This is a genomic window from Sphingomonas sp. GW821-FHT10F09 (assembly GCF_058809195.1).
On record NZ_JBXASI010000001.1, the window covers coordinates 1,497,410 to 1,521,412 of the forward strand.

Consider the following 24,003-nt stretch of genomic DNA (forward strand, 5'->3'; position numbering starts at 1 on the left):
CAACACAACGTTCGGACGCCACGTACTTACGCCGACGGTTGATCCCCTGCCCGCTTGTCCCTAGACGCATCGCCAAATTCCCCTCCCATAGGACGAGAAAATGGCCAAGATTCAGGTGAAGAACCCGATCGTCGAGATCGATGGCGACGAAATGACGCGGATCATCTGGGAATGGATCCGCGAGCGCCTCATCAAGCCCTATCTCGATATCGAACTCGACTATTACGATCTGGGCATCGAGCATCGCGATGCGACCGAGGATCGCGTGACGGTCGAGGCCGCCAAGGCGACGCAGAAGCATGGCGTCGCCGTGAAGTGCGCGACGATCACCCCCGACGAGCAGCGCGTCGAGGAATTCGGCCTTAAGAAAATGTGGAAGTCGCCGAACGGCACGATCCGCAACATCCTGGGCGGTGTCGTCTTCCGCGAGCCGATCGTCATCAAGAACGTCCCCCGCCTGATCCCGGGCTGGACGCACCCGATCGTCGTCGGCCGCCACGCCTTCGGCGACCAGTATAAAGCGACCGATTTCCGCGTGCCGGGCCCGGGCAAGCTGCGCCTCGTCTTCGAGGGCGACGACGGCACGCTGATCGACGAGGAGGTGTTCCAGTTTCCTTCGTCGGGTGTTGCTATGGGGATGTACAATCTGGACGATTCGATCCGCGATTTTGCCCGTGCGTCGATGCATTACGGCCTGAATCTCAAGTGGCCGGTGTATCTCAGCACCAAGAACACGATCCTCAAGGCCTATGACGGCCGCTTCAAGGATCTGTTCGCGGAGGTGTTCGAGGCCGAGTTCAAGGACAAGTTCAAGGAAGCGGGCATCGTCTACGAGCACCGCCTGATCGACGACATGGTCGCATCGGCGCTGAAGTGGAACGGCGAGTTCGTGTGGGCGTGCAAGAACTACGACGGCGACGTCCAGTCGGACCAGGTCGCGCAGGGCTTCGGGTCGCTCGGCCTGATGACCTCGGTGCTGCTGACGCCGGACGGCAAGACGGTCGAGGCCGAGGCGGCGCACGGCACCGTCACCCGCCACTTCCGCCAGCACGAGCAGGGCAAGGCGACCAGCACCAACCCGATCGCCTCGATCTTCGCCTGGACCGGCGGCCTCAAGTATCGCGGCAAGTTCGACGAGACGCCCGAGGTGGTGAAGTTCGCCGAGACGCTGGAGCGGTGCTGCATCGAGTGCGTCGAGAACGGCCAGATGACCAAGGATCTCGCGATCCTGATCGGCCCGGACCAGCCGTGGATGACCACCGAGCAGTTCTTCGAAGCGGTCCGCGCCAACCTCGAAGGCAAGATGGCGAACTGGGCATAAGCCTTTCGTCACGTTGAAAAGGGGACCCGGGCGCCACGGCTTCCGGGTCCCTTTTTTATGCTTGGGCCAAGGCGCACGCATCATGGTGTCGCCGGTCGTCTTGCTCGCGTAACATTTCGCACTTGCACAAAGCGCCGGGTTGGGTTCAGCTTGCGCGGATGGCCGATGGCGAACCGATCCTGCGTACCGGGGCTGACGAGGCCCGTGCCGTCACCCTGCCCGCGCGCCCGGAAGCGCTGCGCCTCGATCCCGCCGAAACCGCGGTGGTCGTCATCGACATGCAGAACGCCTATGCAAGCCACGGCGGCTACGTCGATATCGCCGGGTTCGACATCAGCGGATCGGCAGGGGTGATCGGACGGATCGCGACGGTGCTCGACACCGCGCGGGGTGCCGGGATGCCGGTGGTGTTCCTGCAGAACGGCTGGGACCCCGATTATGCCGAGGCGGGCGGGCCGGGATCGCCCAACTGGCACAAGTCCAACGCGCTCAAGACGATGCGCGCGCGGCCCGAACTGCACGGGCAATTGCTGGCCCGCGGCGGCTGGGATTACGAGCTGGTCGATGCGCTGACGCCGCAACCGGGCGACATCCGGGTGCACAAGACCCGCTATTCCGCCTTCTTCAATTCGCAGCTCGACAGCGTCCTGCGCGCCCGCGGCATCCGCAACATCGTCTTCGTCGGGATCGCCACCAACGTCTGCGTCGAATCGACGCTGCGCGACGGCTTCCACCTCGAATATTTCGGCATCATGCTCGAGGATGCGACGCATCACCTCGGCCCGCCGATGATGCAGGAGGCCAGCGTCTACAATATCGAGAAGTTCTTCGGCTGGGTAAGCGACGTCGCGGCATTCTGCGGCAGCTTCGGCCAGACGCCCCGGGAGTAGAAAATGCCGTTCGACGCGATCAATCCGCCCGAGTTTCCGACGCCGATCGCACCGTATTCGGCAGGGGCGAAGGCGGGCAACACCGTCTATGTGTCGGGCGTGCTCGCGCTCGGAGAGGGCGGCGTGGTGCTCCATCCCGGCGATGCGGCGGCGCAGACCCGGGTCGTGCTCGACACGATCGCGACGACGCTCGCCGCGGCGGGGGCCAGCCTGACCGACGTCGCGATGAACCACATCTTCCTCAAGGACTTCGCAGACTACGCCGCGTTCAACGCGGTCTATGCCGAGTATTTCCCGGGTGCGAAGCCGGCGCGCTATTGCATCCGGGCGGATCTGGTGAAGGCCGATTGCCTCGTCGAGATCGCCAGCGTGGCGCATATCGGCTGATGCCCGAGGCTGGGGGGCTTCATTACGAACTGCATGGGCCGGAGGATGCGCCGCCGGTGCTGCTGTCGCCGGGGCTCGGCGGATCGGGGCATTACTGGGCGCCGAACCTCGCCGCGCTCGCCAGGCGGCATCGGGTCATCGTCTACGACCATCGCGGCACCGGGCGATCGGCGCGCGAGGTGCCGGGCGACCTGACGCTGGAGGGACTCGCGCGCGACATGGTCGTGCTGCTCGAGGCGCTGGGGATCGATCAGGTGACGCTGATCGGCCATGCGATCGGCGGGATGGCCGGGCTGGCGCTCGCACTGTCGCAGCCCGAGCGACTGGCGCGGCTGGTCGTCATCAACGGCTGGGCGAAGCTCGACCCGCATAGCGCGCGCTGTTTCGACACGCGCCTCGCGCTGCTGCGCGACAGCGGGCCGCGGGCGTTCCTGCACGCGCAGCCGCTGTTCCTCTATCCGGCGCAGTGGATTTCGGATCACCATGAGGCGCTGCAGGAGGAGGAAGAGCGGTTGCTCGCCCATTTCCCGGGGGCGGAGATGGTGCAGCGGCGCATCGCGGCGGCGCGGCGGTTCGATATCGCGGGACGGCTGGGCGAGGTGCGCGTGCCGACGCTGATCGTCGTCAGCGAGGACGACATGCTGGTGCCGCCCGCGCAATCGGAACGGCTGGCGGCGGGAATCGCGGATGCGCAGCTCGCGCGGATGGCGACCGGCGGCCATGCCTGCAACGTCACGCGGGCGGATCATTTCAACATGTGGCTGCTCGACTGGCTCGACAGCTGACGGACGGTATCGCGGGGGAGCAGGGGCATGCAGGTCGGCGTTTTCGTACCCATCAACAACAACGGCTGGCTCATCAGCGAAACCGCGCCGCAGTACAAACCGAGCTTCGACCTCAACAAGGCGATCGCGCTGAAGGCGGAGGAGCACGGGCTCGATTTCCTGCTGTCGATGATCAAGCTGCGCGGGTTCGGCGGCAAGACCGAATTCTGGGAATATGGCCTCGAGAGCTTCACGCTGATGGCGGGCCTCGCCGCGGTGACCGAGCGGATCAAGATCTACGCGACCTGCCCGACACTGGTCATCCCGCCCGCCTTCGCCGCGCGGATGTGCAACACGATCGATTCGATCAGCCATGGGCGGTTCGGACTGAACCTCATCACCGGCTGGCAACCGCCCGAGTATACGCAGATGGGGATGTGGCCGGGCGACGAGCATTTTCGTAACCGCTACAAGATGCTGGACGAATATGCGCACATCCTGCGCGAACTGTGGGCGGACGGCGTATCCGACTTCAAGGGCGATTATTACCAGATGGAGGATTGCCGAGTGCGGCCGCAGCCGACCGGCGAGATGAAGATCATCTGTGCCGGATCGTCGGACGAGGGCCTCGCCTTCTCCGCGAAATGGGCGGATTATGCCTTTTGCCTCGGCAAGGGGGTGAACACGCCGACCGCCTTCGCCGGCAACAACGACCGGCTCGCCGCGGCGACCGCCAGGACCGGGCGGGACGTATCGGTGTTCGTGCTGGTGATGATTATCGCCGCCGAAACCGACGAGGAGGCGATGGCGAAGTGGCGGCTGTACAATGACGGCGTCGATCTGGATGCGATCGCCTGGCTCGCCGAACAGGGGGCGAAGGATACGGTCAACGCCAGCACCAACGTCCGCCAGCTCGCCGCGCCCGAAGGGGCAGTCAACATCAACATGGGGACGCTGGTCGGCAGCTATGCGAGCGTCGCCCGGATGCTCGACGAGATGGCGGCGGTGCCGAACACGGGCGGCGTGCTGCTGACCTTCGACGATTTCCTGCAGGGCGTGGAGGATTTCGGGACGCGCATCCAGCCGCTGATGACCAGCCGGCGGTGATCGCGCCGGGCCGCCAGACGCAAAACGGGAGCCGCAGGGGCTCCCGTTTCGTATGTCCGTAGTGACTCGAAGGAACGTCAGCGGCGATCGGTGTCGCTGCCGTCGTCCCGATCGTTGACGGCGTCCTGACCGCCCTCGCCATGGTTGCCATAGCCGGCGCCCGATTCGCCGCCGTCGCGGCTGCGATTGGGATCCTGCCCCGCGCCCTGATCGCGGTTCTGCTGGTTCTGCTGGCGATCGATGCCCTGATCGCGATCCTGGTCCTGACGGTTCACGTCGCCGCCCTGATCCATGCCGCCTTGCGTGTCCTGCTCTGCCATCATCGTCTCCTGTCGTTCTGCCGAAGCCCCGTCGTTCGCGAGGTAAAGTGTCAACGCCGGTGACGGCGCGAATATCCTCGCACGGCCGCGACATTGAGCAGGATCAATGATTTGGCTTGTCGATCCGGATCAGTCGCGCCGGGCGTAGACGGTGACGCCGAGGCGCCGCGCGACGGGGCGGTAATGATCGGCGATGGCGCGTGCGACGAGCGGGATCGTGCGGTCGTTGCCGTCGCGCACGGCGTGGCCGGTGACGATCACCGGCGGTCTGCCGGCGAGGATGCGGGCGACCTCGCTCGCCGGATCGACGCCGATCGCATCATTCTCGCTCGCCTGGATGAGGTGCGAGGGGAAGGGATAGCGGGTCGGCAGGCAGAACTCGCCGGTCGTGTAGAGCGCGGGGGGCGCGGCGAAGACGAAGGGGCAGCCGGTACCGGCGTGCCGGGCGATCACCGCGGCGAGCGTGGCGAGGTCGCGGCGTGCGGCGGTGGTGTCGCCGCGATGCGGATAGCCGCTCATGAGCAGTAGTCCGGCGCCGCCGATCGCGACCAGCAGGCGCATCGGGCCGCGATCGCAGGCGAGGCCCGCCGCGACGGCGATCGGCACGAGCAACGGGAGGGCGTAATGGTTGAAATAGGGCGGGACCAGCAACCAGCCGAGCAGCGCGGAACCCAGCCATGCCGCGACGAACCCGCGCGCCGGCCGCGGCGCGCCGATCAGGCCGCGGATGGCGACGACGAGCGGGATCGCCAGCACCAGCAATGCCCCGGCAAGGCGGCCGGCAATCGGGTCGTGCGGCGTCACCCGGCGGAGGAAGATCGAATCGACGTTGGCGAACCACCACGCATCGCCATGCCCCATCCCGATATAGGCGCCATATGCGACCATGGTGGGGACCAGCGCGACGATCCCATAGAGCGCGGCGGCGGCGATCACCCGGGTCGGCGCGCGCGTGTCGCGCCAATGCGCCACCAGCAGCGCGATGCCGAGGAAGGCGCCTTCGAACAGGACGGTCGGCTTGATCTGCAATGCGATCCCGACGAGCAGCATCGCGAGTGCGCCGGTGCGCCGCCGCCCGGCGACCGCGCGCCAGACCAGCACGGCGGCGGCGGCGATCAGCAGGTTGTAAAAGACCGGCGACTGCCCGCCCCGCCCGCCGATCAGTTCCAGCCAGACGAGATAGAGCAATCCGGCGGGCAGCGCGCCGGCGGGGCTGCCGAGGCGACGGACGAGTCCCGCGATCAGCCCGGCGGTGGCGACCGCCGCGGCCCCGGCGACGAGGTGATAGGCGACCACCGGATCGACCGGCAGCGCCTGCGTCGCCGCATAGATCAGGAACAGGCCGACCGGCTTGCGATCCCAGATGTCGACATAGGGGATCGCCCCGTCCCACATCCGCCGGCCGACGAGCAGGTACATCTGTTCGTCGAGATCGACGAGCGGGTTGCCGAGATCGGGCAGTCGCAACGCCACCGCGGCGAGCAGCAGGATCAGCCAGATGCGGTACCGGGTCATAGGGGGCCGGGTCATTCGCCGCCGTACATGCCGCAATCTGGTTAGCGCGGCGATAAGATCAGAACAATTCGCCCTGCGGACCGGCGGGCGGACGGAACAGGTCGGTGCGCAGCGGCGCGCTGCGCTGGTCGAGGCCATGTTTGCGGACGGCGATGCGGAAGCGGGTGCGCATCAGATCGGCCCAGGGGCCCGCGCCCTGCATACGGGTAAAGAAATTCGGATCATTGTCCCTGCCGCCGCGGAGCGAATGGATCGTCGCCATCACCTTGGCAGCGCGATCGGGGAAATGCGTGTCAAGCCACGCGCGGAACAAGGGCGCGACCTCATGCGGCAAGCGGACCGGAATGAAGAAGCAGGCGCGCGCGCCGGCCCCGGCAGCGCGCTCGACGAGATGTTCGAGCTCATGGTCGGTGATCGCCGGGATGACCGGCGCGATCGAGACATAGACCGGCACGCCCGCATCGGCGAGCGCGCGCACCGCCTTCAGCCGGCGTTCGGGATGTGGCGCGCGCGGCTCGAGCGTCGCGGCGATCTTCGGGTCGAGCGAAGTGATCGACAACGCGACCCCGGCGAGGCCCTGCGCCGCCATCGGCGCGAGCAGGTCGAGGTCGCGCAGCACGCGGTCGGACTTGGTGGTGATGGTGAGCGGGTGGCGCGTCTCGGCGAGCATTTCGATGATGCTGCGGGTGATCCGCCAGTCGCTCTCGATCGGCTGATACGGATCGGTGTTGGTGCCGAGCGCGATCGGCGCGACGGCATAGCCCGGCTTGCGCAATTCTGCGCGCAGGAGCGCGGCGGCATCGGGCTTGGCGAAGAGGCGCGATTCGAAATCGAGCCCGGGCGACAGATCGTGATAGGCATGCGTCGGCCGGGCGAAGCAATAGATGCAGCCGTGCTCGCAGCCGCGATACGGGTTGATCGAGCGGTCGAAGCCGATGTCGGGCGAGGCGTTGCGGCTGATGATCGTGCGCGGCTGTTCGACGGTGACGCTGGTGCGCAGCGGTGGCGGTGCGCCGTCGATCGCCTCGCGTTCATCCAGCCAGTCGCCGTCCGCCTCGGTCCGGGGCAGGTTGAAGCGACGGCTCTCCGCATTGACGGTGGCGCCGCGGACCGGGCGTTTGACGTGTGGCTGGGCCATTGCCTGATGCTATGACGCGATGTAGAACATAGCAAGAACCAAGGGGGTGTGGATACGATGGCACGGTTGAATTATCTCGAACTGCCGGTGACGGACGCGGGCCGGGCGAAGGCGTTCTACGCGGCGGCGTTCGGCTGGACGTTCAGCGATTTCGGGCCGGATTATGCGGCGACGACCACCGGGGACACCGACGTCGGCCTCGACGCCGCGCCGGACCGGGTCGCCAGGCCGCTGCCAGTGATCGAGGTCGACGACCTCGAGGCGGCGTTGGCAGCGATCGAGGCGGCCGGCGGGCGGGTGACGGTGCCGATCTTCGCCTTTCCGGGCGGGCGGCGGTTTCACTTCGCCGATCCGGACGGGCATGAGCTGGCGGTGATGCAGGCGGGGTGACGGGCTGCGGGGGGAGCGGTCAGCCCAGGGCGCCCGGGCGGCGCAGCGCCTCCGCATAGAGGGCGCGATAGCGGGCGATCATCACGCGCTCGTCATAGTCGGCGAGGGCCTTCGCCCGGTTCGCCGCGCCGACCCGGGCGCGCAGGTCCGGGTTGAGCACCAGCGCCTGCAAGGCGTCGCGGAGCAGCACCTCGCCGCCGCCGGTGACGAACGGGGCGTTCTCCGCGGCGACCATGCGGGGGACGTCGCCGACCGGGGTGCTGACGACCGGCAGGCCCGCGGCCATGCCCTCGACGACGCTGATCGGGAATTGCTCGCTCTTCGACGACAGCGCGATGATGTCGAAGGCGCCGACGAAACGATAGGGCCGGTCGAGGAAGCCGGGCAGCACCAGCCGGTCGGCGATCCCCATCGCCTGTGCCGCGGCGAGGATCGCGTCGCGTTCCGGCCCTTCGCCGACGATCACCAGCCGGAACCTGCCCGACAGGCCGCCACAGGCGCGCACGAGCAGCGGCAGGTCCTTGACCGCGCGCAGGCCGGCGAGCGCGCCGATCACCACCTCCTTCGGATCGCGGGCGAGGCCGGGGATCGCACGCGGATCCGGCTTTTGCGCATAGAGCGCGGTGTCGATGCCGTTGGCGATGCGATGGATACGGGCGGGCGGCTGTTTCCAGGTCTTGCGGGCGATACCCTCCAGCACCTCGGACGGGACGACCAATGCGTGCGCCGCGCCCAGCGCGATGCGGCGATAGACGTTGCGTTCGACCTTCAGCCCCCTGGCCTCGTCGGCGTTGAAGCCGTCCTCGTGGTGGACCAGCGGCGGGGCGCCCCGGGGGAACACCCGCCGCGCCATCACGCCGTCGATCGCGCCCCAATTGTAGGTCAGCACCAGGTCGAAGCGGCGCATGAACGTCGCCAGCGCCTCGTAGCGGGCGACCGACGGGCGGCCGGTCAGCGACGGGGCGTCCTGCGCGATCTCGTACCGGATGCCCCTGGCGATCGACGCGCGGGCGCCGAGCTGGTCGGCGACGCCGCTGACGATCGTGTGCCGCGCCGCATCGCCGAAGGCGTTCATCAGCCGGACGGCGCGCGCCTCCTTGCCGCCCAGGCTGAAGCTCGAATGGAGGTGGAGGATATGGATCGGTTGCGGCATGCGCGCGGGTCTAGCGGCGTCGCGGCGGGCAAGGAAGAACGCATCAGCGGAACGGCAGCCGGCGCACCTCGACCAGCGAACGCCACGCCCATTCGACCGGGGCGATCCGGTAGCGACGCAGCCAGAGGTTCGCCCCCCAGAGCAGCACGGCGTCGACCGCCAGCGCCAGCGCCATCAGCCACGCCCAGCCGAACGCGCCGTACAGCCCGAGCCCGAACGGCGAGAAGATCAGCCACGACACGATGAGCGTCTGCGCGACATAGAGCGTCAGCGCGGTACGTCCCGCCGCGACGAACGGGGCGAGCAGCCGCGCGCCGGCGACCGTCGTCACCGCGAGCGCGATGGCGGCGACATGGCCGCAGGTCATCGCCAGCCGCGCGATATCCTCCCAGATCCAGGCGACCTCGACACGGCCGTCGAACCGCGTCGCCTCCCATGCGCCATAGATGCGGAGCGGCAGGCCGAGGCCGTATCCGCCCGCGAGCAGCCAGCGATAGCGCCGCCGCGACCAGCCGCCCTGCAACGCGCCCCAGCGGAACAGCGCCGCGCCGACCAGCATCGTCGCCGCCGCTTCCCAGACGAAGACGATTTCGTCGTGCGCCAGCCGCTCCAGCCCGACCCGCCGTTGCCCCGCGACCCACGCCGCGCGGTCGCCATGGCCGAAGGCGTCCTCGCCGGCGACGGCGGCGGCATCGGCGGCGATCCGCGCGGTTTGCGCCCCGGCCGGAGCGTGGATCGCGACCATGCCGGTGACCAAAGTGAAGGCGGCATAGGACAGGCCCACCGCCAGCAGGGCTCGCGCCGGCAGCGTGCGGAACGCGTAGGCGAGCAATGCCGCAAGCGCATAGGTGTGGAGGATATCGCCGGGCCACAGCAGCAGGACCATATGTGCGATGCCGAACGCCCATAGCACGATGTTGCGCCAGCCATAGCGGAGCGGCACCGCGATCACGGCGTCGGAGGCCGCCGCGATCCGTTCGGTCAGGATCACCATACCCGCGCCGAACAGCATCTCCAGCAGCGCGCGCGCCGTCCCCTCGACCAGCATGGTCCGCAGCCACCATGCGATCCGGTCCGCGCCGGTCCAGCCGATGTGGCGGATGTCGGACCAGTTGGCGGTCATCGACGCGCCCATCTCGCTGACGTTCATCAGCAGGATGGCGAGGATCGCGACCCCGCGCAGGATGTCGAGGAAGGCAATCCGCGGCGCGCCATCGGGCTCGGCCGCCGCCGTGCCGCTCACGCCTGCGCGCGCTCCAGCAGGCGATCGATCGGCCCGTGCAGCGCATGCTCCGCCAGCGTCGGCGCATGGCCGACGCCCGGCAGCGTCATCAGCTCCGCTTCGTCCAGCGCCGCCACCATCCGCTCCGCGACCGGCTGCGCCAGCACGTCCGATCGCCCGCCGCGCACGACCAGCACCGGCGTGCTGCGCAGGGCGGACAGGGCGGCCCACATGTCGGGCCCCGTCTCGTTCCCGGGGGTGCGGAACGGTTCGGCGATCTTGAGATCATAGTCGAGCACGATCCGGCCGCCGCTGTTGAGGCGATAGACGCGCTTGGCCATCGCCAGCCATTCCTCGATCTGCCAGTCGGGATAGACGTCGCCATGCGCGTCGGCGAGGTTGCGCGCGGCGTGCATCCACGTCGGGCAGCTGCTGCCCTTGCCGACATAGCCCCTGATCCGGCTGATCCCGGCGGGGTCGATCTCCGGCCCGACATCGTTGAGCAGCGCCGCCGCGATCCCCGCGCCGGCCTGCGCCAGCAGCATCGTCACGATCCCGCCCAGCGAGGTGCCGATCGCGACGAAGCGGGCGATATCGCGTTCGCCGAGCAACGCCTGCACGTCGGCGACATAGGTCGCGGGCACATAGGTCATCGGGTCCTTCGCATATTCGCTGCGGCCGCGGCCGCGGAAATCGACCGCGATCACCTGCCGCCGACCCGCCAGCCGGGCGGCGAGCGCGTCATAGTCGCGTGCGTTGCGGGTGAGCCCCGGCAGGCACAGCACCGGCGGCAGCGACGGGTCGCCCGGGTACAGGCGATAATGCAGCTTCAGCCCGTCGGCCGACATCCAATAGCAATTCTCATAGGCGGCCATCGGTCAGATCCTCGGGGTTGCGCCCGGTGGCGGGCGACCTCCATATCCACACATGCCCATCGCCCCGCAAGCATACCGCCCCGCCACCGCCCTGCTCGATCTCGGCCCGACCCTTTGGGACCCGGTCGCGGCGGCGGATTTCCCGCAGACGATCCTGCGCTTCCGCAACGACCGGGCGGCGGCCGGGGTCGGGCTCGACACGCTGACCGATGCCGAATGGACAGAGGCGTTCGGCCGGTTCGCGCCCCTGCCCGGCACGCTGCCCCAACCGCTGGCGCTCCGCTATCACGGCCACCAGTTCCGTCAGTACAATCCCGACATCGGCGACGGCCGCGGCTTCACCTTCGCGCAGATGCGCGACGACCGCGACCGGCTGATGGACCTCGGCACCAAGGGGTCGGGGCAGACGCCGTACAGCCGCTTCGGCGACGGCCGGCTGACGCTGAAGGGCGGCGTGCGCGAGATCCTCGCGACCGAGATGCTGGAGGCGCTCAACGTCCCCACCAGCCGCACCCTGTCGCTGATCGAGACGGGCGAGGCGCTGACCCGCGGCGACGAACCCTCCCCCACCCGGTCGGCGGTGATGGTCCGGCTGAGCCATGGCCATATCCGCATCGGCACCTTCCAGCGGCTCGCCTATCTGCAGGACGAGGAGGGGATGCGCGCCGCGGTGCGCTACGTCCTCCACCACCTGTATGGCGAGGAATCGGACGATCCGGTGCGCCTGCTCGACCATGTCGTCACCCGCACCGCGACGCTGGCCGCACGCTATATGGCGGCGGGGTTCGTCCACGGCGTGCTCAACAGCGACAATATCAACGTGACCGGCGAGAGCTTCGACTATGGGCCGTGGCGGTTCGCGCCGACCTGGGACCCCGCCTTCACCGCCGCCTATTTCGATCACGCCGGCCTCTATGCATTCGGCCGCCAGCCCGAGGCGATCCACTGGGACGTGATGCAGCTGGCGGCATCGCTGCGGCTGATCGCCGAGAGTGATCCGCTGGTGGCGCTGATCGAACAGTTTGGGCCGCGCTATCAGCCGCGGATCACCGAGGCGTTGCTCTGGCGGATCGGCGTCCTGCCACGCTCGCCGGAGGAGGATCGCGCGCTCGTCCAGACGATGGAGCGCGCCTTGCGGACCACCGAAGTGCCGATGGACCGATTCTTCTTCGACGTGTTCGGCGGCGATCTGCCGGCCGATTATGCCCCGGAATGGGACGGTGTCCGCGCCGCGCTGGCGCCCTATGCGCCCCGCAAGGACCGCAGCCATGCCTATTGGCAGGGTGCGCCGTGCAGCATGCTGATCGAGGAGGTCGAGGCGATCTGGGCGCCGATCGCCGCGACGGACGACTGGTCGATGCTGCATGCCAAGGTCGATGCGATCCGCGCGATGGGCAAGGCGCTGGCGTAGGGCCAATCGACATTCGGCCCTAGTTCGCCTGCCCCGCCGCCCCGTCTTGCCGCCCCGTCTTGCCGCCATGGCGCCATTCCCCTAACCCTCGCGCCCGGAGGCAGACAGGGCAAGCATGACGGACGCGATCATCTCCTACGAACCCGCGACGGGTGCGGAACTGTGGCGTGCCGAGGCCGGCGATGCCGATGCCGAGGTGGCGGCCGCACGATCGGGCTGGGCCGCCTGGGCGGCGTTGCCGCTGACCGTGCGGATCGAGACGATGCGCCGCTTCGGCAATGTCGTCCGCCAGCGCCACGAGCCCTTCGCCGACCTGCTCGCGCGGGAAACCGGCAAGCCGCTGTGGGAAGCGCGGACCGAGATCGATACGGTGATCGCCAAGGTCGACATCTCGATCACCGCCTATGCGGAACGCACCGCGCAACGCCGGCTCGACGCACCGATGGGCAGCCGGATGGCGCTGCGCCACAAGCCGCATGGCGTGCTGGCGGTATTGGGTCCGTATAATTTTCCCGCGCATCTGCCCAACGGGCATATCGTCCCCGCATTGCTGGCCGGCAACGCCGTCGTGTTCAAGCCGTCCGAGAAGACGCCCGCGACCGGTGCGTTCCTGGTCGATTGCTATCGCGCCGCGGGCGTGCCGGAGGCGTGCATCCGTGTGCTGATCGGCGGCCCGGCCGAGGGCAAGGCGCTCGCCGAGCATCCCGGGATCGACGGCCTGCTGTTCACCGGTTCGGCACGTACCGGGCTGGCGCTCAACCGCGCCTTTGCCGGCAAGCCCGAGAAGATCCTCGCGCTCGAGATGGGCGGCAACAACCCGATCATCGTCTGGGACACGCCCGACCTGCATTCGGCGGCGGTGCTGGTGATCCAGTCCGCCTTCACCACCGCCGGCCAGCGCTGCACCGCCGCGCGCCGCCTGATCGTCGAGGACAGGCTCTACGATCCGCTGATCGAGACGATCAACACGATGGTCGGCCGGCTGATCGTCGGCGGGCCGCACGACGATCCACAGCCGTTCATGGGGCCGGTGATCGACAATCAGGTCGCCGACCAGTTGACCGAAAGCTTCCTCGCGCTGCTGATGCGCGGCGGCCGGCCGATCCGGCATCTCGAACGCCTGCGGGACGACCGCCCGTTCCTGATGCCGGCGATCATCGACATGACCAACGCCACCGAGCGCCCGGACATCGAACTGTTCGGCCCGATCCTGCAGGTCTATCGCGAACAGGAATTCGACGCGGCGATCGCCACCGCCAACGACACCCGTTACGGCCTGTCGGCCGCGCTTATCAGCCAGACCCCGTCGCTCTACGACCGGTTCTGGGCGGGCATTCGCGCCGGCATCGTCAACTGGAACCGCCCGACCAACGGCGCATCGTCCTCCGCACCGTTCGGCGGCATCGGCTGGAGCGGCAACCACCGCCCCAGCGCCTATTATGCGGCGGATTATTGCGCCTATCCGGTCGTCAGCAACGAGGCCGAGGCGGCGCGCGCCAATATCGGCATCGGCCTGCGCGACGCCTGACGGCGCACGCGCGGCCGACGCCCGGTCAATAGGCCGCGGTGAAGCGGGTGCGGCTGTGGCGATGCTGTTCCAGCTCGTCGACCATCGCGATGGCATAATCGGCGAAGCTGATCGTGCTCTGCCCCGCCGCGTCGGTCACCAGCGCGTCCTTGCCGAGGCGATACTGCCCCAGCCGCGGCCCCTCGACGATCAGCGCGGGCGGCGAGAAGAACGTCCAGTCGATCTCGCGCTCGTCGCGCAGGGCGTCGAGGAACGTGATGCCGCCCTGTGCGAAATCCTTCCACTCCGCCGGGAAATCGGGGGCGTCGATCACCCGCTGCCCCGGTGCGACCTCGAGACTGCCCGCACCGCCGGTCACCAGCAGCCGGCCGACGCCCGCCTGCCGCAGGGCGGACAGGATCGTGTCCGCCGTCACGTCGAAATGCAGCGCGCTGACGACCGCATCGGTGCCGCGGACCAGATCCGCAAGCGTCGCGGCATCGGACGCATCTCCGGCGATCGCCTCGACCCCGTCGGCGGCCGGTATCGCTTCGGGCTTGCGGGCGACGCCGCGGACGCGATGACCGCGCGCCGCCAGCTCGCGGGTGATCTCTGACCCGGCGCGGCCGCTGGCGCCCAGAACGGTGACGTACATCTGCAATTCTCCGGTGGTTTCCAATGGTGACCAGGTCGTCTATGGCTACCGATCATGCAAGACGGCACTTTCACGGCACCTGGTCACTCGTGCGTAACCGACCTGCGCGGCGACGCCTTCGCGATGGACTGTCCGACCCGGCAGCTGCTCGATCGCATCGCCGACAAATGGAGCGTGCTGATCCTGCTGCTGCTCGGTGACGGCGACACGCGGTTCAACGCGTTGCGGCGGCGGATCGGCGGCATCTCGCAGAAGATGCTCAGCCAGACGCTGCGCTCGCTGGAACGCGACGGCCTCGTCAGCCGGACGGTGGAGGCAAGGATGCCGGTCACCGTCACCTATGCGATCACGCCGCTGGGCGACGAGCTGCTCGCCTCGCTGCGCGCGATGATCGACTGGGCGGAAACGCGCATGGCGCGCGTGGCGGAATGCCAGCGGGCGTTCGACATGCGCGAGGCCGCCTGACCGCCGGAAAAGCTCGTCTAACCCGCGGCAAAGCATCGCTGGCTTGTCCCGCAGGCGGCCGGGGGCCATCTCCCGGATCATGGCTACGCTTCTCGATCCCAGCGCCCGCGGGCGCGTCATCCTGGTCGGGGCCGGTCCCGGCGACCCGGGCCTGCTCACCGTCCGCGCCGTCGCCGCGCTGGAAAGCGCCGACGTCGTCGTCCACGACGGGCTGATCGATCCGCGCGTGCTCGATATCGCGCCCGCGACGGCGCAGCGCATCTCGGTCGCCAAGCAACGCGCCCGCCACACGCTGCCGCAGGAGGCGATCAACGCGCTGATCGTCGCGCATGTGAAGACGGGCGCGATCGTCGTGCGGCTGAAGGGCGGCGATCCGTTCATCTTCGGGCGCGGCGGCGAGGAGGTCGAGGCGGTCCGCGCCGCCGGCCTGCCGGTCGAGGTGATCCCCGGCGTATCCGCGGCCCTGGGCTGCGCGGCGGAGGCGATGCTGCCGCTGACGCACCGCGACCATTCGAGCGCGGTCAGCTTCGTCGCCGGCCAGTGCAAGGGGCTGAGCGAGCAGGACTGGTCCGGGCTCGCCGGCCAGGGCCGCACGCTGGTCATCTACATGGGCGTCGCGACCGCCACCGACATCGCCGACAAGTTGATGGCCGACGGGGTCGCCCCCGACATGCCGGTCGCCGTGCTCGAGCGCGGCACGCTGCAGGGCAGCCGCGCGATCCGCACGCTGCTCGCCGACCTCGGCCCGATGGTGACGCGCGAGGCGGTGCAGAGCCCGGCGATCATCGTCGTCGGCGAGGTCGTCGAACTGTCGGATGCCGAGGACAAGCTCGCCCGCTGGGCGCGGATCGCCGAGGAGACTGCGGCATGAGGCTGTTGACGGGTAACGACCTTCCGACCGGCGACGTCGTCTGGTGGACCGGTTCCAGCTGGTCGCGGCACGTCGAGGATGCGGTGGACGTCGGCAGCGAGGGCGAAGGCATCCTGCGCAGCGAGGAAGGCGCCCGCCGCGTCAACGTGCCCTATCTGATCGATGCGGTGCCGACCGCGGACGGTCCGCGACCCGCGCATATCAAGGACCGGATCCGGGCGCTGGGGCCGACGGTACGGCCCGACCTGACCCTGAAACCGGCGGATCCGTCCGCGGGAAGCTGGGTGATCTGATGCGCGCCGACGCACAATTGGCGAAGCCGCCTGCGATCGCTGCCGCGGCGGATGCTTCCCATCGTCTTTTCTTCGCGTCGTCGCGGCTTCGTGGACACGCACTCAAGGCCTGCCAGAATGTATAAATACGACCAGTACGACCAGGCGATCGTCGATGCCCGCGTCGACGAATTCCGCGATCAGGTCGAACGCCGCCTGTCCGGGCAGCTGACCGAGGACCAGTTCAAGCCGCTGCGCCTGATGAACGGCCTGTACCTCCAGCTGCACGCCTACATGCTGCGCGTCGCCATTCCGTACGGCACACTCGACAGCCGGCAGATGCGGATGTTGGGCAGCATCGCGCGCGATTACGATCGCGGCTACGGCCATTTCACCACGCGGCAGAACCTGCAGTTCAACTGGATCAAGCTCGCCGACACGCCCGACATCCTCGCCAAGCTGGCGACGGTGGAGATGCATGCGATCCAGACCAGCGGCAATTGCATCCGCAACATCAGCGCCGATCAATATGCCGGGGCCGCCGCGGACGAGGTCGCCGATCCGCGCCCCTGGGCCGAGCTGATCCGCCAGTGGAGCACCTTCCATCCCGAATTCAGCTATCTGCCGCGCAAGTTCAAGATCGCGGTCATCGCCGCGGACGAGGACCGCGCCGCGATGCGCCTGCACGACATCGGCATCCAGCTGCTCGAGCGGGACGGCGAACTGGGCGGGGCGATCTACGTCGGCGGCGGCATGGGCCGCACCCCGATGATAAGCCATCTGATCCGCGATTTCGTCACCGCGGACGACCTGATGAGCTATCTCGAGGCCGCGCTGCGCGTCTACAATCGCTACGGCCGGCGCGACAATATCTACAAGGCGCGGATCAAGATCCTGCTGCACGAGATTGGCCCCGACGAGTATCGCCGCCAGGTCGAGGAGGAATTCCTCGCGGTGAAGCAGCTCGGGCTCGACCCGCCGCGCGCGGAACTGGAGCGGATCACCGCGATGTTCGCGCCGCCTGCGTTCGATGCGGATGCCGACGCGCACGTCGACCGCAGCGATCCCGACTTCGCGGTCTGGCTCGACCAGAATGTCGTCGCGCACAAGCAGGCCGGCTATGCGATCGTCAACATCAGCCTGAAACCGGCGGGCGGCATCCCGGGCGATGCGAGCGCCGACCAGATCGACCTGATGGCCGACTTAGGGGAGCGGTATTCGTTCGACGAACTGCGCGTCACGCATGCGCAGAACATCGTGCTGCCGCATGTCGCGATCCGCGACCTGAAGGCGGTGTGGAGCGCGCTGGCGGAGGCGGGGCTGGCCGAGGCCAACCTCGACCTCATCACCGACATCATCGCCTGCCCCGGCCTCGATTATTGCAGCCTCGCCAATGCGCGCTCGATCCCGCTGGCGCAGAAGATCGCGGCGCGCTTCGCCGATCGCGACCGCCAGCGCGATCTCGGCGAGCTGAAGCTCAAGATCAGCGGCTGCATCAACGCCTGCGGCCATCATCATGCCGGGCACATCGGCATCCTCGGCGTCGACAAGAAGGGCACCGAAAACTACCAGCTGTCGCTCGGCGGTTCGGGGGCGGAGGACGTCAGCCTCGCCAAGATCACCGGCCCCGGTTTCTCCGAGGACGGCGTCGTCGATGCGATCGAACGGGTGACCGACACCTATGTCGCGGTCCGTACCGAGGGCGAGCGCTTCCTCGACACCTATCGCCGGGTCGGCTTCGAACCGTTCAAGGAGGCGATCTATGGTTGATGCCCTGTTGCGCTTCCGCGACGACGAGCCGCATGACGAACCGGCGGTGACGCTCGACGCCTTCCTGGGCCAGAGCAATGCCACCGCCGTCCGTCTGGAAGCGGGAGAGGACGCGCGTGCGCTGTTGCCGCAGCTCGGCCAGCTGGCGCTGGTCGAGGTCAGTTTCCCTACGTTCCGCGACGGTCGCGGCTACAGCGCCGCGCGCGTGCTGCGCGAGGCGGGCTATAGCGGCGAATTGCGCGCGGCGGGCGACGTGCTGGTCGACCAGTTGCCGCTGATGCGCCGCTGCGGCTTCGACAGTTTCGCACCCGAAGCCCCGATCGACGGCGCGGCGCTGCAACGCAGCCTCGATCGCTACGACTATCGTTATCAGGCCGCTGCGGACGCGACCGTACCCGTCTGGAAATTACGCCATGGCTAGCCGCGCGCTCGACACGATCGATGTCGCCCCTCCCTTCACCACCGCCGATGCGGCGGCGATGCAGATCCGCTTCGCCAGCGTCGCCGCGGCGGACATGCTGCGCGAACTGCTGACCGGCGAGCTCGCCGGCCGCATCGCATCGGTGTCGTCCTATGGCGCCGAGTCCGCGGTGCTGCTGCACATGGTGGCGCAGATCGACAAGGACATTCCGGTCATCTTCACCAACACGCAGAAGATGTTCGGCGAAACACTTGCCTATCGGGACGAGCTGTCCGAGCGGCTGGGCCTGACCGACCTGCGTGTCTTTCGCCCCGACCCGCGCGTGCTGGCGATGAAGGACGCGACCGGCATGCGCTGGTCCTACGACCCCGACGGCTGCTGCGAGATGCGCAAGGTCGAACCGCTCCGCCGCGCGCTGGCGCCGTTCGACGCGTGGATTTCGGGGCGCAAGGGCTTCCAGGCCGGCACCCGCACCGCGCTGCCGCGGTTCGAGGAGGACGAAGGCCGCTTGAAGATCAATCCGCTGGCGGACTGGTCGAAGACGCAGCTCGACGGCTATTTCGAGGATCACGACCTGCCGCGTCATCCGCTGGAGGCGCAGGGCTATCTCTCGATCGGCTGCGCGCCGTGCACCAGCAAGGTCAAGCCGGGGGAAGACCCCCGCGCCGGCCGCTGGCGCGGCTGGGACAAGGTGGAATGCGGCATCCACGTCTCGGCCCTGCCCGGGGACGATCCGGTCTTCTGACGCCGACCGGCCGTCCCGGGCCGGATCGACATTCAGCCGTGACGGCCTGCAAACGGCGGTTTCCGGCACGCCATCATCTGAATGTCGATCCGGCCTAGCGCTCGGTCAGGCGCGGCATCAGCTCGACGAAATTGCAGGGGCGGTGCCGGCTGTCGAGCTGATCCTTGAGGATACCGTCCCAACCGTCCTTCACCGCCCCGGTCGAGCCGGGCAGCGCGAAGATATAGGTGCCGCGCGCGACGCAGGCGCAGGCGCGGGATTGGACGGTCGAGGTGCCGATCTTGGCATAGCTGAGATAGCGGAACAGCTCGCCGAAGCCGGGGATCATCTTGGTGGCGACGCGCTCGACCGCTTCGGGGGTGACGTCGCGGCCGGTGACGCCGGTGCCGCCGGTGGTGATGACGCAATCCACCGTCTCGTCGTCGATCCAGCGGTGGAGCTGCGCGACGATCGCGTCGGTGTCGTCGCGCAGGATGACGCGATCGGCGAGCACGTGCCCCGCTTCGGTCAGGCGCGCGACCAGCGTGTCGCCCGACCGGTCCTCGGCGAGGCCACGGGTGTCGCTGACCGTCAGGACGGCGATGTTGACCGGGCGGAACGGCAGGCTGGTGTCGATCGGCATCGGGTCAGCCCACCGATCGCAGCTGCGAGGCGACGCGGTCGAGCGCGACGTCGCTGATGCCGGGGATCGCCTGGATCGTCTCGACCAGTTCCATGTCGAGCAGGAAGTCGCGGCCGAGCAGCACCGTCGCCTCGCCATCGTCGCCGACGGGAATACGCGCGCGCACCTCGCCACGGGCGCCGCGATGATGGGCGAGCAGGGCGGACAGCGCCTCGAAACCGGTCGCGTGCGCGACCTTCGCCTCGATGGTGAAGCGGGCGATCGAGGCCAGCGATTCGAACGGCTGGATGCGCTTGATCGAGACGCGCGGGGTCTCCTCGCCGGGGCGGCGATCGAGTTCGACGGTGATGAGGCCGCAGCCGCCGCAGCGCGCGGCATCCTCCAGCTCGGCGGCGACCGAATCGTCGAAGCAGGTGGCGATGAACTGGCCGCTCGCGTCGGACACGGTCGCCATCATGTAGCGCTTGCCGCGTGCGGAGGTGCGCCAGCGTGCATCCTCGACCAGCACCGCCATCGTCGCACCGGCGCGGGTGCCATCCTCCGGGATGCGCAATTCGGTCAGCGCGGTGAACTGCCGCGCGCCGTGCATCTTGGCGAGATGCGCGTGCCGATCGACCGGATGCGCGGAGAAGTAGAAGCCGAACGCCTCCTTCTCCTGCTCCATCGCGTCGGCCATCGACCAGCGCGCGGACGCCGGCAGCTTGATCGCGTCGCCGGCGACGTCCTCGGCACCGAACAGGCCGTGCTGGCCGCTGGTCTTGCCCTCGTGCGTGCGGGCGGCGACCGCGAGGATCGTCTCGGCGACGGCGTGGATGCCGGCGCGATTGGCGTCGAAACAGTCGAAGGTGCCGCTGGCGGCGAGCGTTTCGAGCTGGCGCTTGTTGATGAGCCGCGGGTCGACGCGGGTCGCGAGGTCGTCGATGCTCTTGAACGGACCGTTGGTGCGGCGTTCCACGACGAGGCGTTCCATCGCCCCCTCGCCGACCGATTTCAGCGCGGCGAGCGCGTAGCGGACCGCGAGGCCGTCCGGCGTTTCCTCGACGTCGAATTCGGCGTCGGACCGGTTGATGTCGGGACCGCAGATGGTGACGCCCAGCCGCCGCATGTCGTCGACGAAGATGCAGAGCTTGTCGGTCTGCGCCATGTCGTAGCACATGGAGGCGGCGTAGAATTCCTCCGGATGATGCGCCTTCAGCCAGGCGGTCTGGTACGCCAGCAGCGCGTAGGCGGCGGCGTGGCTCTTGTTGAAGCCGTAGCCGGCGAACTTGTCGATCAAGTCGAACAGCTCGTTGGCCTTCGCCTTGGGGATCTGGTTCACTTTCGCGCAGCCCTCGACGAAGATCGCGCGCTGCGCGTCCATCTCCGCCTTGATCTTCTTGCCCATCGCGCGGCGCAGCAGGTCGGCGCCGCCGAGCGAGAAGCCCGCCAGGATCTGCGCGGCCTGCATGACCTGTTCCTGATAGACGAAGATGCCGTAGGTTTCGGCGAGGATCGGTTCGAGCGCGGCATGGGGATAGACGATCGGTTCCGTCCCCTGCTTGCGGCGACCGAAGCTCGGGATATTGTCCATCGGGCCGGGGCGATAGAGCGAGACGAGCGCGATGATGTCGCCGAAATTGGTCGGGCGGACCGCGCTGAGCGTACGCCGCATCCCCTCCGATTCGAGCTGGAAGACGCCGACGGTGTCGCCCTTCTGGAGCAATTTGTAGACCGCCTCGTCGTCCCACAGCAGCGCATCGAGGTCGACGGAAATGCCCCGCTTCGCAAGCAGTTGCACGGCCTTCTTCAGAACGGACAGCGTCTTGAGGCCAAGGAAGTCGAACTTCACCAGCCCGGCGCCCTCGACATATTTCATGTCGAACTGGGTGACGGGCATGTCCGAGCGCGGATCGCGATAGAGCGGCACCAGCTGCGCGAGCGGGCGGTCGCCGATCACCACGCCCGCGGCGTGGGTGGACGAATGGCGCGGCAACCCTTCGAGCTTGGTCGCGAGGTCGAGCAGGCGGCGGACCTGATTGTCGTTCGAATATTCCTTGGCGAGCTCCGGCACGCCGTTCAGCGCGCGCTTGAGGTCCCAGGGATCGGTCGGGTGGTTCGGCACCAGCTTGGCGAGCCGGTCGACCTGGCCGTAGCTCATCTGAAGGACGCGGCCGGTGTCCTTGAGCACCGCGCGCGCCTTGAGCTTACCGAAGGTGATGATCTGCGCGACCTGATCGCGGCCGTATTTCTCCTGCACGTAGCGGATGACCTCGCCACGCCGGGTTTCGCAGAAATCGATGTCGAAGTCGGGCATCGACACGCGCTCGGGATTGAGGAAGCGTTCGAACAGCAGGCCGAGCTTGATCGGATCGAGATCGGTGATCGTCAGCGCCCAGGCGACGACCGAGCCCGCGCCCGAACCGCGGCCTGGCCCGACCGGAATGTCGTGGTCCTTCGCCCATTTGATGAAGTCGCCGACGATCAGGAAATAGCCGGGGAAGCCCATCTGGACGATGACGTCGACCTCGAACGCGAGCCGCTTGCGATAGACTTCGCGCCAGTCGGGATCGTCCGCCGGCTGCGTGCCGAGCTGTTCGATTCGGTCGAGCCGCATCTCCAGCCCGGCCGCCGCCTCGGCGCGCAGCATCGCCGCCTCGCCCTCGCGGTCGCCGGCGAGGCTGGGCAGGATCGGCTTGCGGTACGGCGCCATCACCGCGCAACGCTGCGCGACCACGAGCGTGTTCTCGATCGCCTCGGGCAGGTCGGCGAACAGCTCGCGCATCGTCTCGGCGGGCTTGAGCCAGGCGTCGGGACAGGAGCGGATACGATCTACGCTTTCGACATAGGTCGAATGCGCGATGCACAGCATGGCGTCGTGGGCGTCGAGGAAGGCGCTGTCGGAGAAGCAGCACGGATTGGTCGCGACCAGCGGCAGGTCGCGGGCGTAGGCGAGGTCGATCAGCGCCTGTTCGGCGGCCTCCTCGATCGCATCGTTGCGCCGGGCGAGCTCGATGTAGAGACGATCGGGAAAGAGCGTCTGCAACCGGTCCAGATAGTGCGCGGCACGGTCGGGCTGGTCCTCGTGGATCAGCCGCGCGAGCGCGCCCTCGCCGCCCGCGGTCAGCGCGATCAGGCCGTCGGTGCGCCCTTCGAGCGCCGCGAAATCGACGTGCGCGGCCAGCTCGATCGGGCGATCGAGATGGGCGCGGCTGACGAGCGCGCACAGATTGTCGTAGCCGGTCGCATCCTGCGCATAGAGCGCGATCCAGTCGAGCGGGGCGGCGACGCCATCGGGCATCCCCGGCCGCGCAACGCAGAGCATCGTGCCGATCACCGGCTGCACGCCGTCCTTCTTGGCGGCGTCGGAAAAGGCCATGGCGGCGTAGAGGCCATTGCGATCGGTCAGGCCGGCGGCGGGGAAGCGCATCGCCCTCGCCTGTTTGGCGATCGCCTTGGGCTCGATCGCCCCGTCGAGCATCGTGTAGGACGAGAAAATGCGGAGCGGCACGAAACCGGAATGAGCCATCTCCGCGTGTTACCGCACATGCAGTGATTCGAACAGGGCGGGGGCAGGAACCGGTCGTGGATAACTCCGTTACGGTCGCTCAACGGAGGAGCATGTTCATGGACAACCGCGCATCGATCGATCCCCGCGCCGCGCCGGCGGCGGGCGCCGGATGGGGCTGGATATTGGGCTATGGCGTGTTGTCCGTCGTGCTGGGCGTGCTCGCCTTCCTCAATCCGTTCGCGGCGACCTATGCCGCGACGCTGGTGATCGGCGCGTTCTTCATCGCCGCGGGGCTGGTGTCGATCGCCGCCGGTTTCGCGGGCAAGGGGCATGAGGGGCGCGGCTATGCGATCGGCTTCGGCCTGCTGTCGCTGGTCGTCGGATTGCTGATGGCGTTCAACCCGGTGTCGGGCGCATTGTCGCTGACGCTGATGGTCGCGGTGTGGCTGGGTGTGCGCGGTGCGCTGGAGATCGGGCTGGGCATGCGCTTCAAGCGCGGACGCGGGCTGATGATCGCGCTGGGCGTGGTGAACCTGCTGCTGGCGATCTACGTGTTCGCGACGCTGCCGGGGTCGGCACTGACGCTGCCCGGGTTCATTCTGGGAATCAGCTTCGTCTTCGGCGGGGTGACGTCGGTGGCGGCGGCCCTGAACCACCGGAAGGGTGCCGCAGCCTTCGCCGCACCGGCCCTGTAG

General features: G+C 68.3%; 24 protein-coding genes. 15 read left to right on the top strand and 9 right to left on the bottom strand.

Annotation, left to right across the window (positions count from 1 at the left end):
* The first annotated feature begins 100 nt into the window (after positions 1–100).
* From AC1RTO_RS07105 to rutA, 5 genes are all read left to right on the top strand, one after another.
* Entirely contained in the window at positions 101–1,321 is a 1,221-nt protein-coding gene (locus AC1RTO_RS07105) for an NADP-dependent isocitrate dehydrogenase (RefSeq protein WP_293875685.1), read from the top strand.
* Positions 1,322–1,479: 158 nt separating this feature from the next.
* A complete protein-coding gene (gene rutB / locus AC1RTO_RS07110; protein ID WP_493160130.1) occupies positions 1,480–2,211 on the top strand; it encodes a pyrimidine utilization protein B in 732 nt (243 codons plus the stop codon).
* Positions 2,212–2,214: 3 nt separating this feature from the next.
* Entirely contained in the window at positions 2,215–2,598 is a 384-nt protein-coding gene (locus tag AC1RTO_RS07115; protein ID WP_493160131.1) for a Rid family hydrolase, read from the top strand.
* On the top strand, positions 2,598–3,383 hold the full coding sequence (gene rutD, locus AC1RTO_RS07120) for a pyrimidine utilization protein D (protein WP_493160132.1): 786 nt from the start codon (positions 2,598–2,600) through the stop codon (positions 3,381–3,383). Before AC1RTO_RS07115 ends, rutD begins: the two co-directional genes overlap by 1 nt.
* 27 nt (positions 3,384–3,410) lie before the next feature.
* Positions 3,411–4,469, top strand: coding sequence for a pyrimidine utilization protein A (rutA, locus tag AC1RTO_RS07125; RefSeq protein ID WP_493160133.1), 1,059 nt, complete (start codon positions 3,411–3,413; stop codon positions 4,467–4,469).
* Between the two features lie 77 nt (positions 4,470–4,546).
* Here rutA and AC1RTO_RS07130 read toward each other — a convergent pair whose 3' ends face one another.
* The 3 genes from AC1RTO_RS07130 to AC1RTO_RS07140 all read right to left on the bottom strand — a co-directional run bounded on the left by AC1RTO_RS07130 (position 4,547) and on the right by AC1RTO_RS07140 (position 7,442).
* Positions 4,547–4,789 (bottom strand): hypothetical protein, encoded by a 243-nt coding sequence (locus AC1RTO_RS07130; RefSeq protein ID WP_493160134.1) that lies wholly within the window; start codon positions 4,787–4,789, stop codon positions 4,547–4,549.
* 129 nt (positions 4,790–4,918) lie between these two features.
* The gene (locus tag AC1RTO_RS07135; RefSeq protein WP_493160135.1) at positions 4,919–6,304 is read right to left on the bottom strand and encodes an ArnT family glycosyltransferase; all 1,386 of its coding nucleotides are present in this window, start codon (positions 6,302–6,304) and stop codon (positions 4,919–4,921) included.
* A 58-nt stretch (positions 6,305–6,362) separates the two neighbouring features.
* The gene (locus AC1RTO_RS07140) at positions 6,363–7,442 is read right to left on the bottom strand and encodes a PA0069 family radical SAM protein (RefSeq protein WP_493160136.1); all 1,080 of its coding nucleotides are present in this window, start codon (positions 7,440–7,442) and stop codon (positions 6,363–6,365) included.
* A 57-nt stretch (positions 7,443–7,499) separates the two neighbouring features.
* Between AC1RTO_RS07140 and AC1RTO_RS07145 the strand changes: the two genes are divergently transcribed.
* A complete protein-coding gene (locus AC1RTO_RS07145) occupies positions 7,500–7,832 on the top strand; it encodes a VOC family protein (protein WP_493160137.1) in 333 nt (110 codons plus the stop codon).
* A 19-nt stretch (positions 7,833–7,851) separates the two neighbouring features.
* On the opposite strand, the gene AC1RTO_RS07150 is transcribed toward AC1RTO_RS07145, so the two are convergent.
* The 3 genes from AC1RTO_RS07150 to AC1RTO_RS07160 are packed head-to-tail and all read right to left on the bottom strand — an operon-like array spanning position 7,852 to position 11,082.
* Positions 7,852–8,985: a glycosyltransferase family 4 protein gene (locus AC1RTO_RS07150; protein WP_493160138.1), complete on the bottom strand. Its 1,134-nt coding sequence runs from the start codon at positions 8,983–8,985 to the stop codon at positions 7,852–7,854.
* 43 nt (positions 8,986–9,028) lie between these two features.
* A complete protein-coding gene (locus AC1RTO_RS07155) occupies positions 9,029–10,228 on the bottom strand; it encodes a DUF418 domain-containing protein (RefSeq protein WP_493160139.1) in 1,200 nt (399 codons plus the stop codon).
* Positions 10,225–11,082 (bottom strand): alpha/beta fold hydrolase, encoded by an 858-nt coding sequence (locus AC1RTO_RS07160; RefSeq protein WP_493160140.1) that lies wholly within the window; start codon positions 11,080–11,082, stop codon positions 10,225–10,227. The genes AC1RTO_RS07155 and AC1RTO_RS07160 overlap by 4 nt, the downstream gene beginning before the upstream one ends.
* 52 nt (positions 11,083–11,134) lie before the next feature.
* Between AC1RTO_RS07160 and AC1RTO_RS07165 the strand changes: the two genes are divergently transcribed.
* Together AC1RTO_RS07165 and astD are read left to right on the top strand one after the other, a co-directional pair.
* On the top strand, positions 11,135–12,493 hold the full coding sequence (locus tag AC1RTO_RS07165; protein WP_493160141.1) for a protein adenylyltransferase SelO family protein: 1,359 nt from the start codon (positions 11,135–11,137) through the stop codon (positions 12,491–12,493).
* 115 nt (positions 12,494–12,608) lie between these two features.
* Entirely contained in the window at positions 12,609–14,021 is a 1,413-nt protein-coding gene (astD, locus tag AC1RTO_RS07170; protein WP_493160142.1) for a succinylglutamate-semialdehyde dehydrogenase, read from the top strand.
* Positions 14,022–14,046: 25 nt separating this feature from the next.
* Here the strand turns inward: astD and AC1RTO_RS07175 are convergent, their stop codons facing one another.
* Positions 14,047–14,655, bottom strand: coding sequence for an NAD(P)-dependent oxidoreductase (locus AC1RTO_RS07175; protein WP_493160354.1), 609 nt, complete (start codon positions 14,653–14,655; stop codon positions 14,047–14,049).
* A gap of 54 nt (positions 14,656–14,709) precedes the next feature.
* Between AC1RTO_RS07175 and AC1RTO_RS07180 the strand changes: the two genes are divergently transcribed.
* From AC1RTO_RS07180 to AC1RTO_RS07205, 6 genes are all read left to right on the top strand, one after another.
* Positions 14,710–15,120 carry a winged helix-turn-helix transcriptional regulator gene (locus AC1RTO_RS07180; RefSeq protein WP_493160143.1) on the top strand — a complete coding sequence of 137 codons (411 nt, stop codon included), beginning with the start codon at positions 14,710–14,712 and terminating at the stop codon, positions 15,118–15,120.
* A gap of 79 nt (positions 15,121–15,199) precedes the next feature.
* On the top strand, positions 15,200–15,991 hold the full coding sequence (cobA, locus tag AC1RTO_RS07185) for a uroporphyrinogen-III C-methyltransferase (protein WP_293875715.1): 792 nt from the start codon (positions 15,200–15,202) through the stop codon (positions 15,989–15,991).
* Complete coding sequence (locus tag AC1RTO_RS07190) at positions 15,988–16,284, top strand: DUF2849 domain-containing protein (protein ID WP_293875717.1); 297 nt, start codon at positions 15,988–15,990, stop codon at positions 16,282–16,284. Before cobA ends, AC1RTO_RS07190 begins: the two co-directional genes overlap by 4 nt.
* 117 nt (positions 16,285–16,401) lie before the next feature.
* A complete protein-coding gene (locus AC1RTO_RS07195) occupies positions 16,402–18,033 on the top strand; it encodes a nitrite/sulfite reductase (RefSeq protein WP_493160144.1) in 1,632 nt (543 codons plus the stop codon).
* Positions 18,026–18,454: a DUF934 domain-containing protein gene (locus AC1RTO_RS07200; protein ID WP_293875721.1), complete on the top strand. Its 429-nt coding sequence runs from the start codon at positions 18,026–18,028 to the stop codon at positions 18,452–18,454. Before AC1RTO_RS07195 ends, AC1RTO_RS07200 begins: the two co-directional genes overlap by 8 nt.
* Positions 18,447–19,199, top strand: a complete 753-nt coding sequence (locus tag AC1RTO_RS07205; RefSeq protein ID WP_493160145.1) for a phosphoadenylyl-sulfate reductase — start codon at positions 18,447–18,449, stop codon at positions 19,197–19,199. Before AC1RTO_RS07200 ends, AC1RTO_RS07205 begins: the two co-directional genes overlap by 8 nt.
* Positions 19,200–19,293: 94 nt before the next feature.
* On the opposite strand, the gene moaB is transcribed toward AC1RTO_RS07205, so the two are convergent.
* Positions 19,294–19,821 carry a molybdenum cofactor biosynthesis protein B gene (moaB, locus tag AC1RTO_RS07210; RefSeq protein WP_493160146.1) on the bottom strand — a complete coding sequence of 176 codons (528 nt, stop codon included), beginning with the start codon at positions 19,819–19,821 and terminating at the stop codon, positions 19,294–19,296.
* A 4-nt stretch (positions 19,822–19,825) separates the two neighbouring features.
* Positions 19,826–23,326, bottom strand: coding sequence for a DNA polymerase III subunit alpha (gene dnaE, locus AC1RTO_RS07215; protein WP_493160147.1), 3,501 nt, complete (start codon positions 23,324–23,326; stop codon positions 19,826–19,828).
* A gap of 98 nt (positions 23,327–23,424) precedes the next feature.
* On the opposite strand from dnaE, the gene AC1RTO_RS07220 reads away from it, so the two are divergent.
* A complete protein-coding gene (locus AC1RTO_RS07220) occupies positions 23,425–24,003 on the top strand; it encodes an HdeD family acid-resistance protein (RefSeq protein WP_493160148.1) in 579 nt (192 codons plus the stop codon).

What these genes read in the sequence shown, in the direction of transcription:
- AC1RTO_RS07105 (WP_293875685.1), top strand. Translation starts at nt 101, where the DNA reads ATGGCCAAGATTCAGGTGAAGAACCCGATCGTCGAGATCGATGGCGAC.
- rutB (WP_493160130.1), top strand. Translation starts at nt 1,480, where the DNA reads ATGGCCGATGGCGAACCGATCCTGCGTACCGGGGCTGACGAGGCCCGT.
- AC1RTO_RS07115 (WP_493160131.1), top strand. Translation starts at nt 2,215, where the DNA reads ATGCCGTTCGACGCGATCAATCCGCCCGAGTTTCCGACGCCGATCGCA.
- rutD (WP_493160132.1), top strand. Translation starts at nt 2,598, where the DNA reads ATGCCCGAGGCTGGGGGGCTTCATTACGAACTGCATGGGCCGGAGGAT.
- rutA (WP_493160133.1), top strand. Translation starts at nt 3,411, where the DNA reads ATGCAGGTCGGCGTTTTCGTACCCATCAACAACAACGGCTGGCTCATC.
- AC1RTO_RS07130 (WP_493160134.1), bottom strand. Translation starts at nt 4,789, where the DNA reads ATGGCAGAGCAGGACACGCAAGGCGGCATGGATCAGGGCGGCGACGTG.
- AC1RTO_RS07135 (WP_493160135.1), bottom strand. Translation starts at nt 6,304, where the DNA reads ATGACCCGGTACCGCATCTGGCTGATCCTGCTGCTCGCCGCGGTGGCG.
- AC1RTO_RS07140 (WP_493160136.1), bottom strand. Translation starts at nt 7,442, where the DNA reads ATGGCCCAGCCACACGTCAAACGCCCGGTCCGCGGCGCCACCGTCAAT.
- AC1RTO_RS07145 (WP_493160137.1), top strand. Translation starts at nt 7,500, where the DNA reads ATGGCACGGTTGAATTATCTCGAACTGCCGGTGACGGACGCGGGCCGG.
- AC1RTO_RS07150 (WP_493160138.1), bottom strand. Translation starts at nt 8,985, where the DNA reads ATGCCGCAACCGATCCATATCCTCCACCTCCATTCGAGCTTCAGCCTG.
- AC1RTO_RS07160 (WP_493160140.1), bottom strand. Translation starts at nt 11,082, where the DNA reads ATGGCCGCCTATGAGAATTGCTATTGGATGTCGGCCGACGGGCTGAAG.
- AC1RTO_RS07165 (WP_493160141.1), top strand. Translation starts at nt 11,135, where the DNA reads ATGCCCATCGCCCCGCAAGCATACCGCCCCGCCACCGCCCTGCTCGAT.
- astD (WP_493160142.1), top strand. Translation starts at nt 12,609, where the DNA reads ATGACGGACGCGATCATCTCCTACGAACCCGCGACGGGTGCGGAACTG.
- AC1RTO_RS07175 (WP_493160354.1), bottom strand. Translation starts at nt 14,655, where the DNA reads ATGTACGTCACCGTTCTGGGCGCCAGCGGCCGCGCCGGGTCAGAGATC.
- AC1RTO_RS07180 (WP_493160143.1), top strand. Translation starts at nt 14,710, where the DNA reads ATGCAAGACGGCACTTTCACGGCACCTGGTCACTCGTGCGTAACCGAC.
- cobA (WP_293875715.1), top strand. Translation starts at nt 15,200, where the DNA reads ATGGCTACGCTTCTCGATCCCAGCGCCCGCGGGCGCGTCATCCTGGTC.
- AC1RTO_RS07190 (WP_293875717.1), top strand. Translation starts at nt 15,988, where the DNA reads ATGAGGCTGTTGACGGGTAACGACCTTCCGACCGGCGACGTCGTCTGG.
- AC1RTO_RS07195 (WP_493160144.1), top strand. Translation starts at nt 16,402, where the DNA reads ATGTATAAATACGACCAGTACGACCAGGCGATCGTCGATGCCCGCGTC.
- AC1RTO_RS07200 (WP_293875721.1), top strand. Translation starts at nt 18,026, where the DNA reads ATGGTTGATGCCCTGTTGCGCTTCCGCGACGACGAGCCGCATGACGAA.
- AC1RTO_RS07205 (WP_493160145.1), top strand. Translation starts at nt 18,447, where the DNA reads ATGGCTAGCCGCGCGCTCGACACGATCGATGTCGCCCCTCCCTTCACC.
- moaB (WP_493160146.1), bottom strand. Translation starts at nt 19,821, where the DNA reads ATGCCGATCGACACCAGCCTGCCGTTCCGCCCGGTCAACATCGCCGTC.
- dnaE (WP_493160147.1), bottom strand. Translation starts at nt 23,326, where the DNA reads ATGGCTCATTCCGGTTTCGTGCCGCTCCGCATTTTCTCGTCCTACACG.
- AC1RTO_RS07220 (WP_493160148.1), top strand. Translation starts at nt 23,425, where the DNA reads ATGGACAACCGCGCATCGATCGATCCCCGCGCCGCGCCGGCGGCGGGC.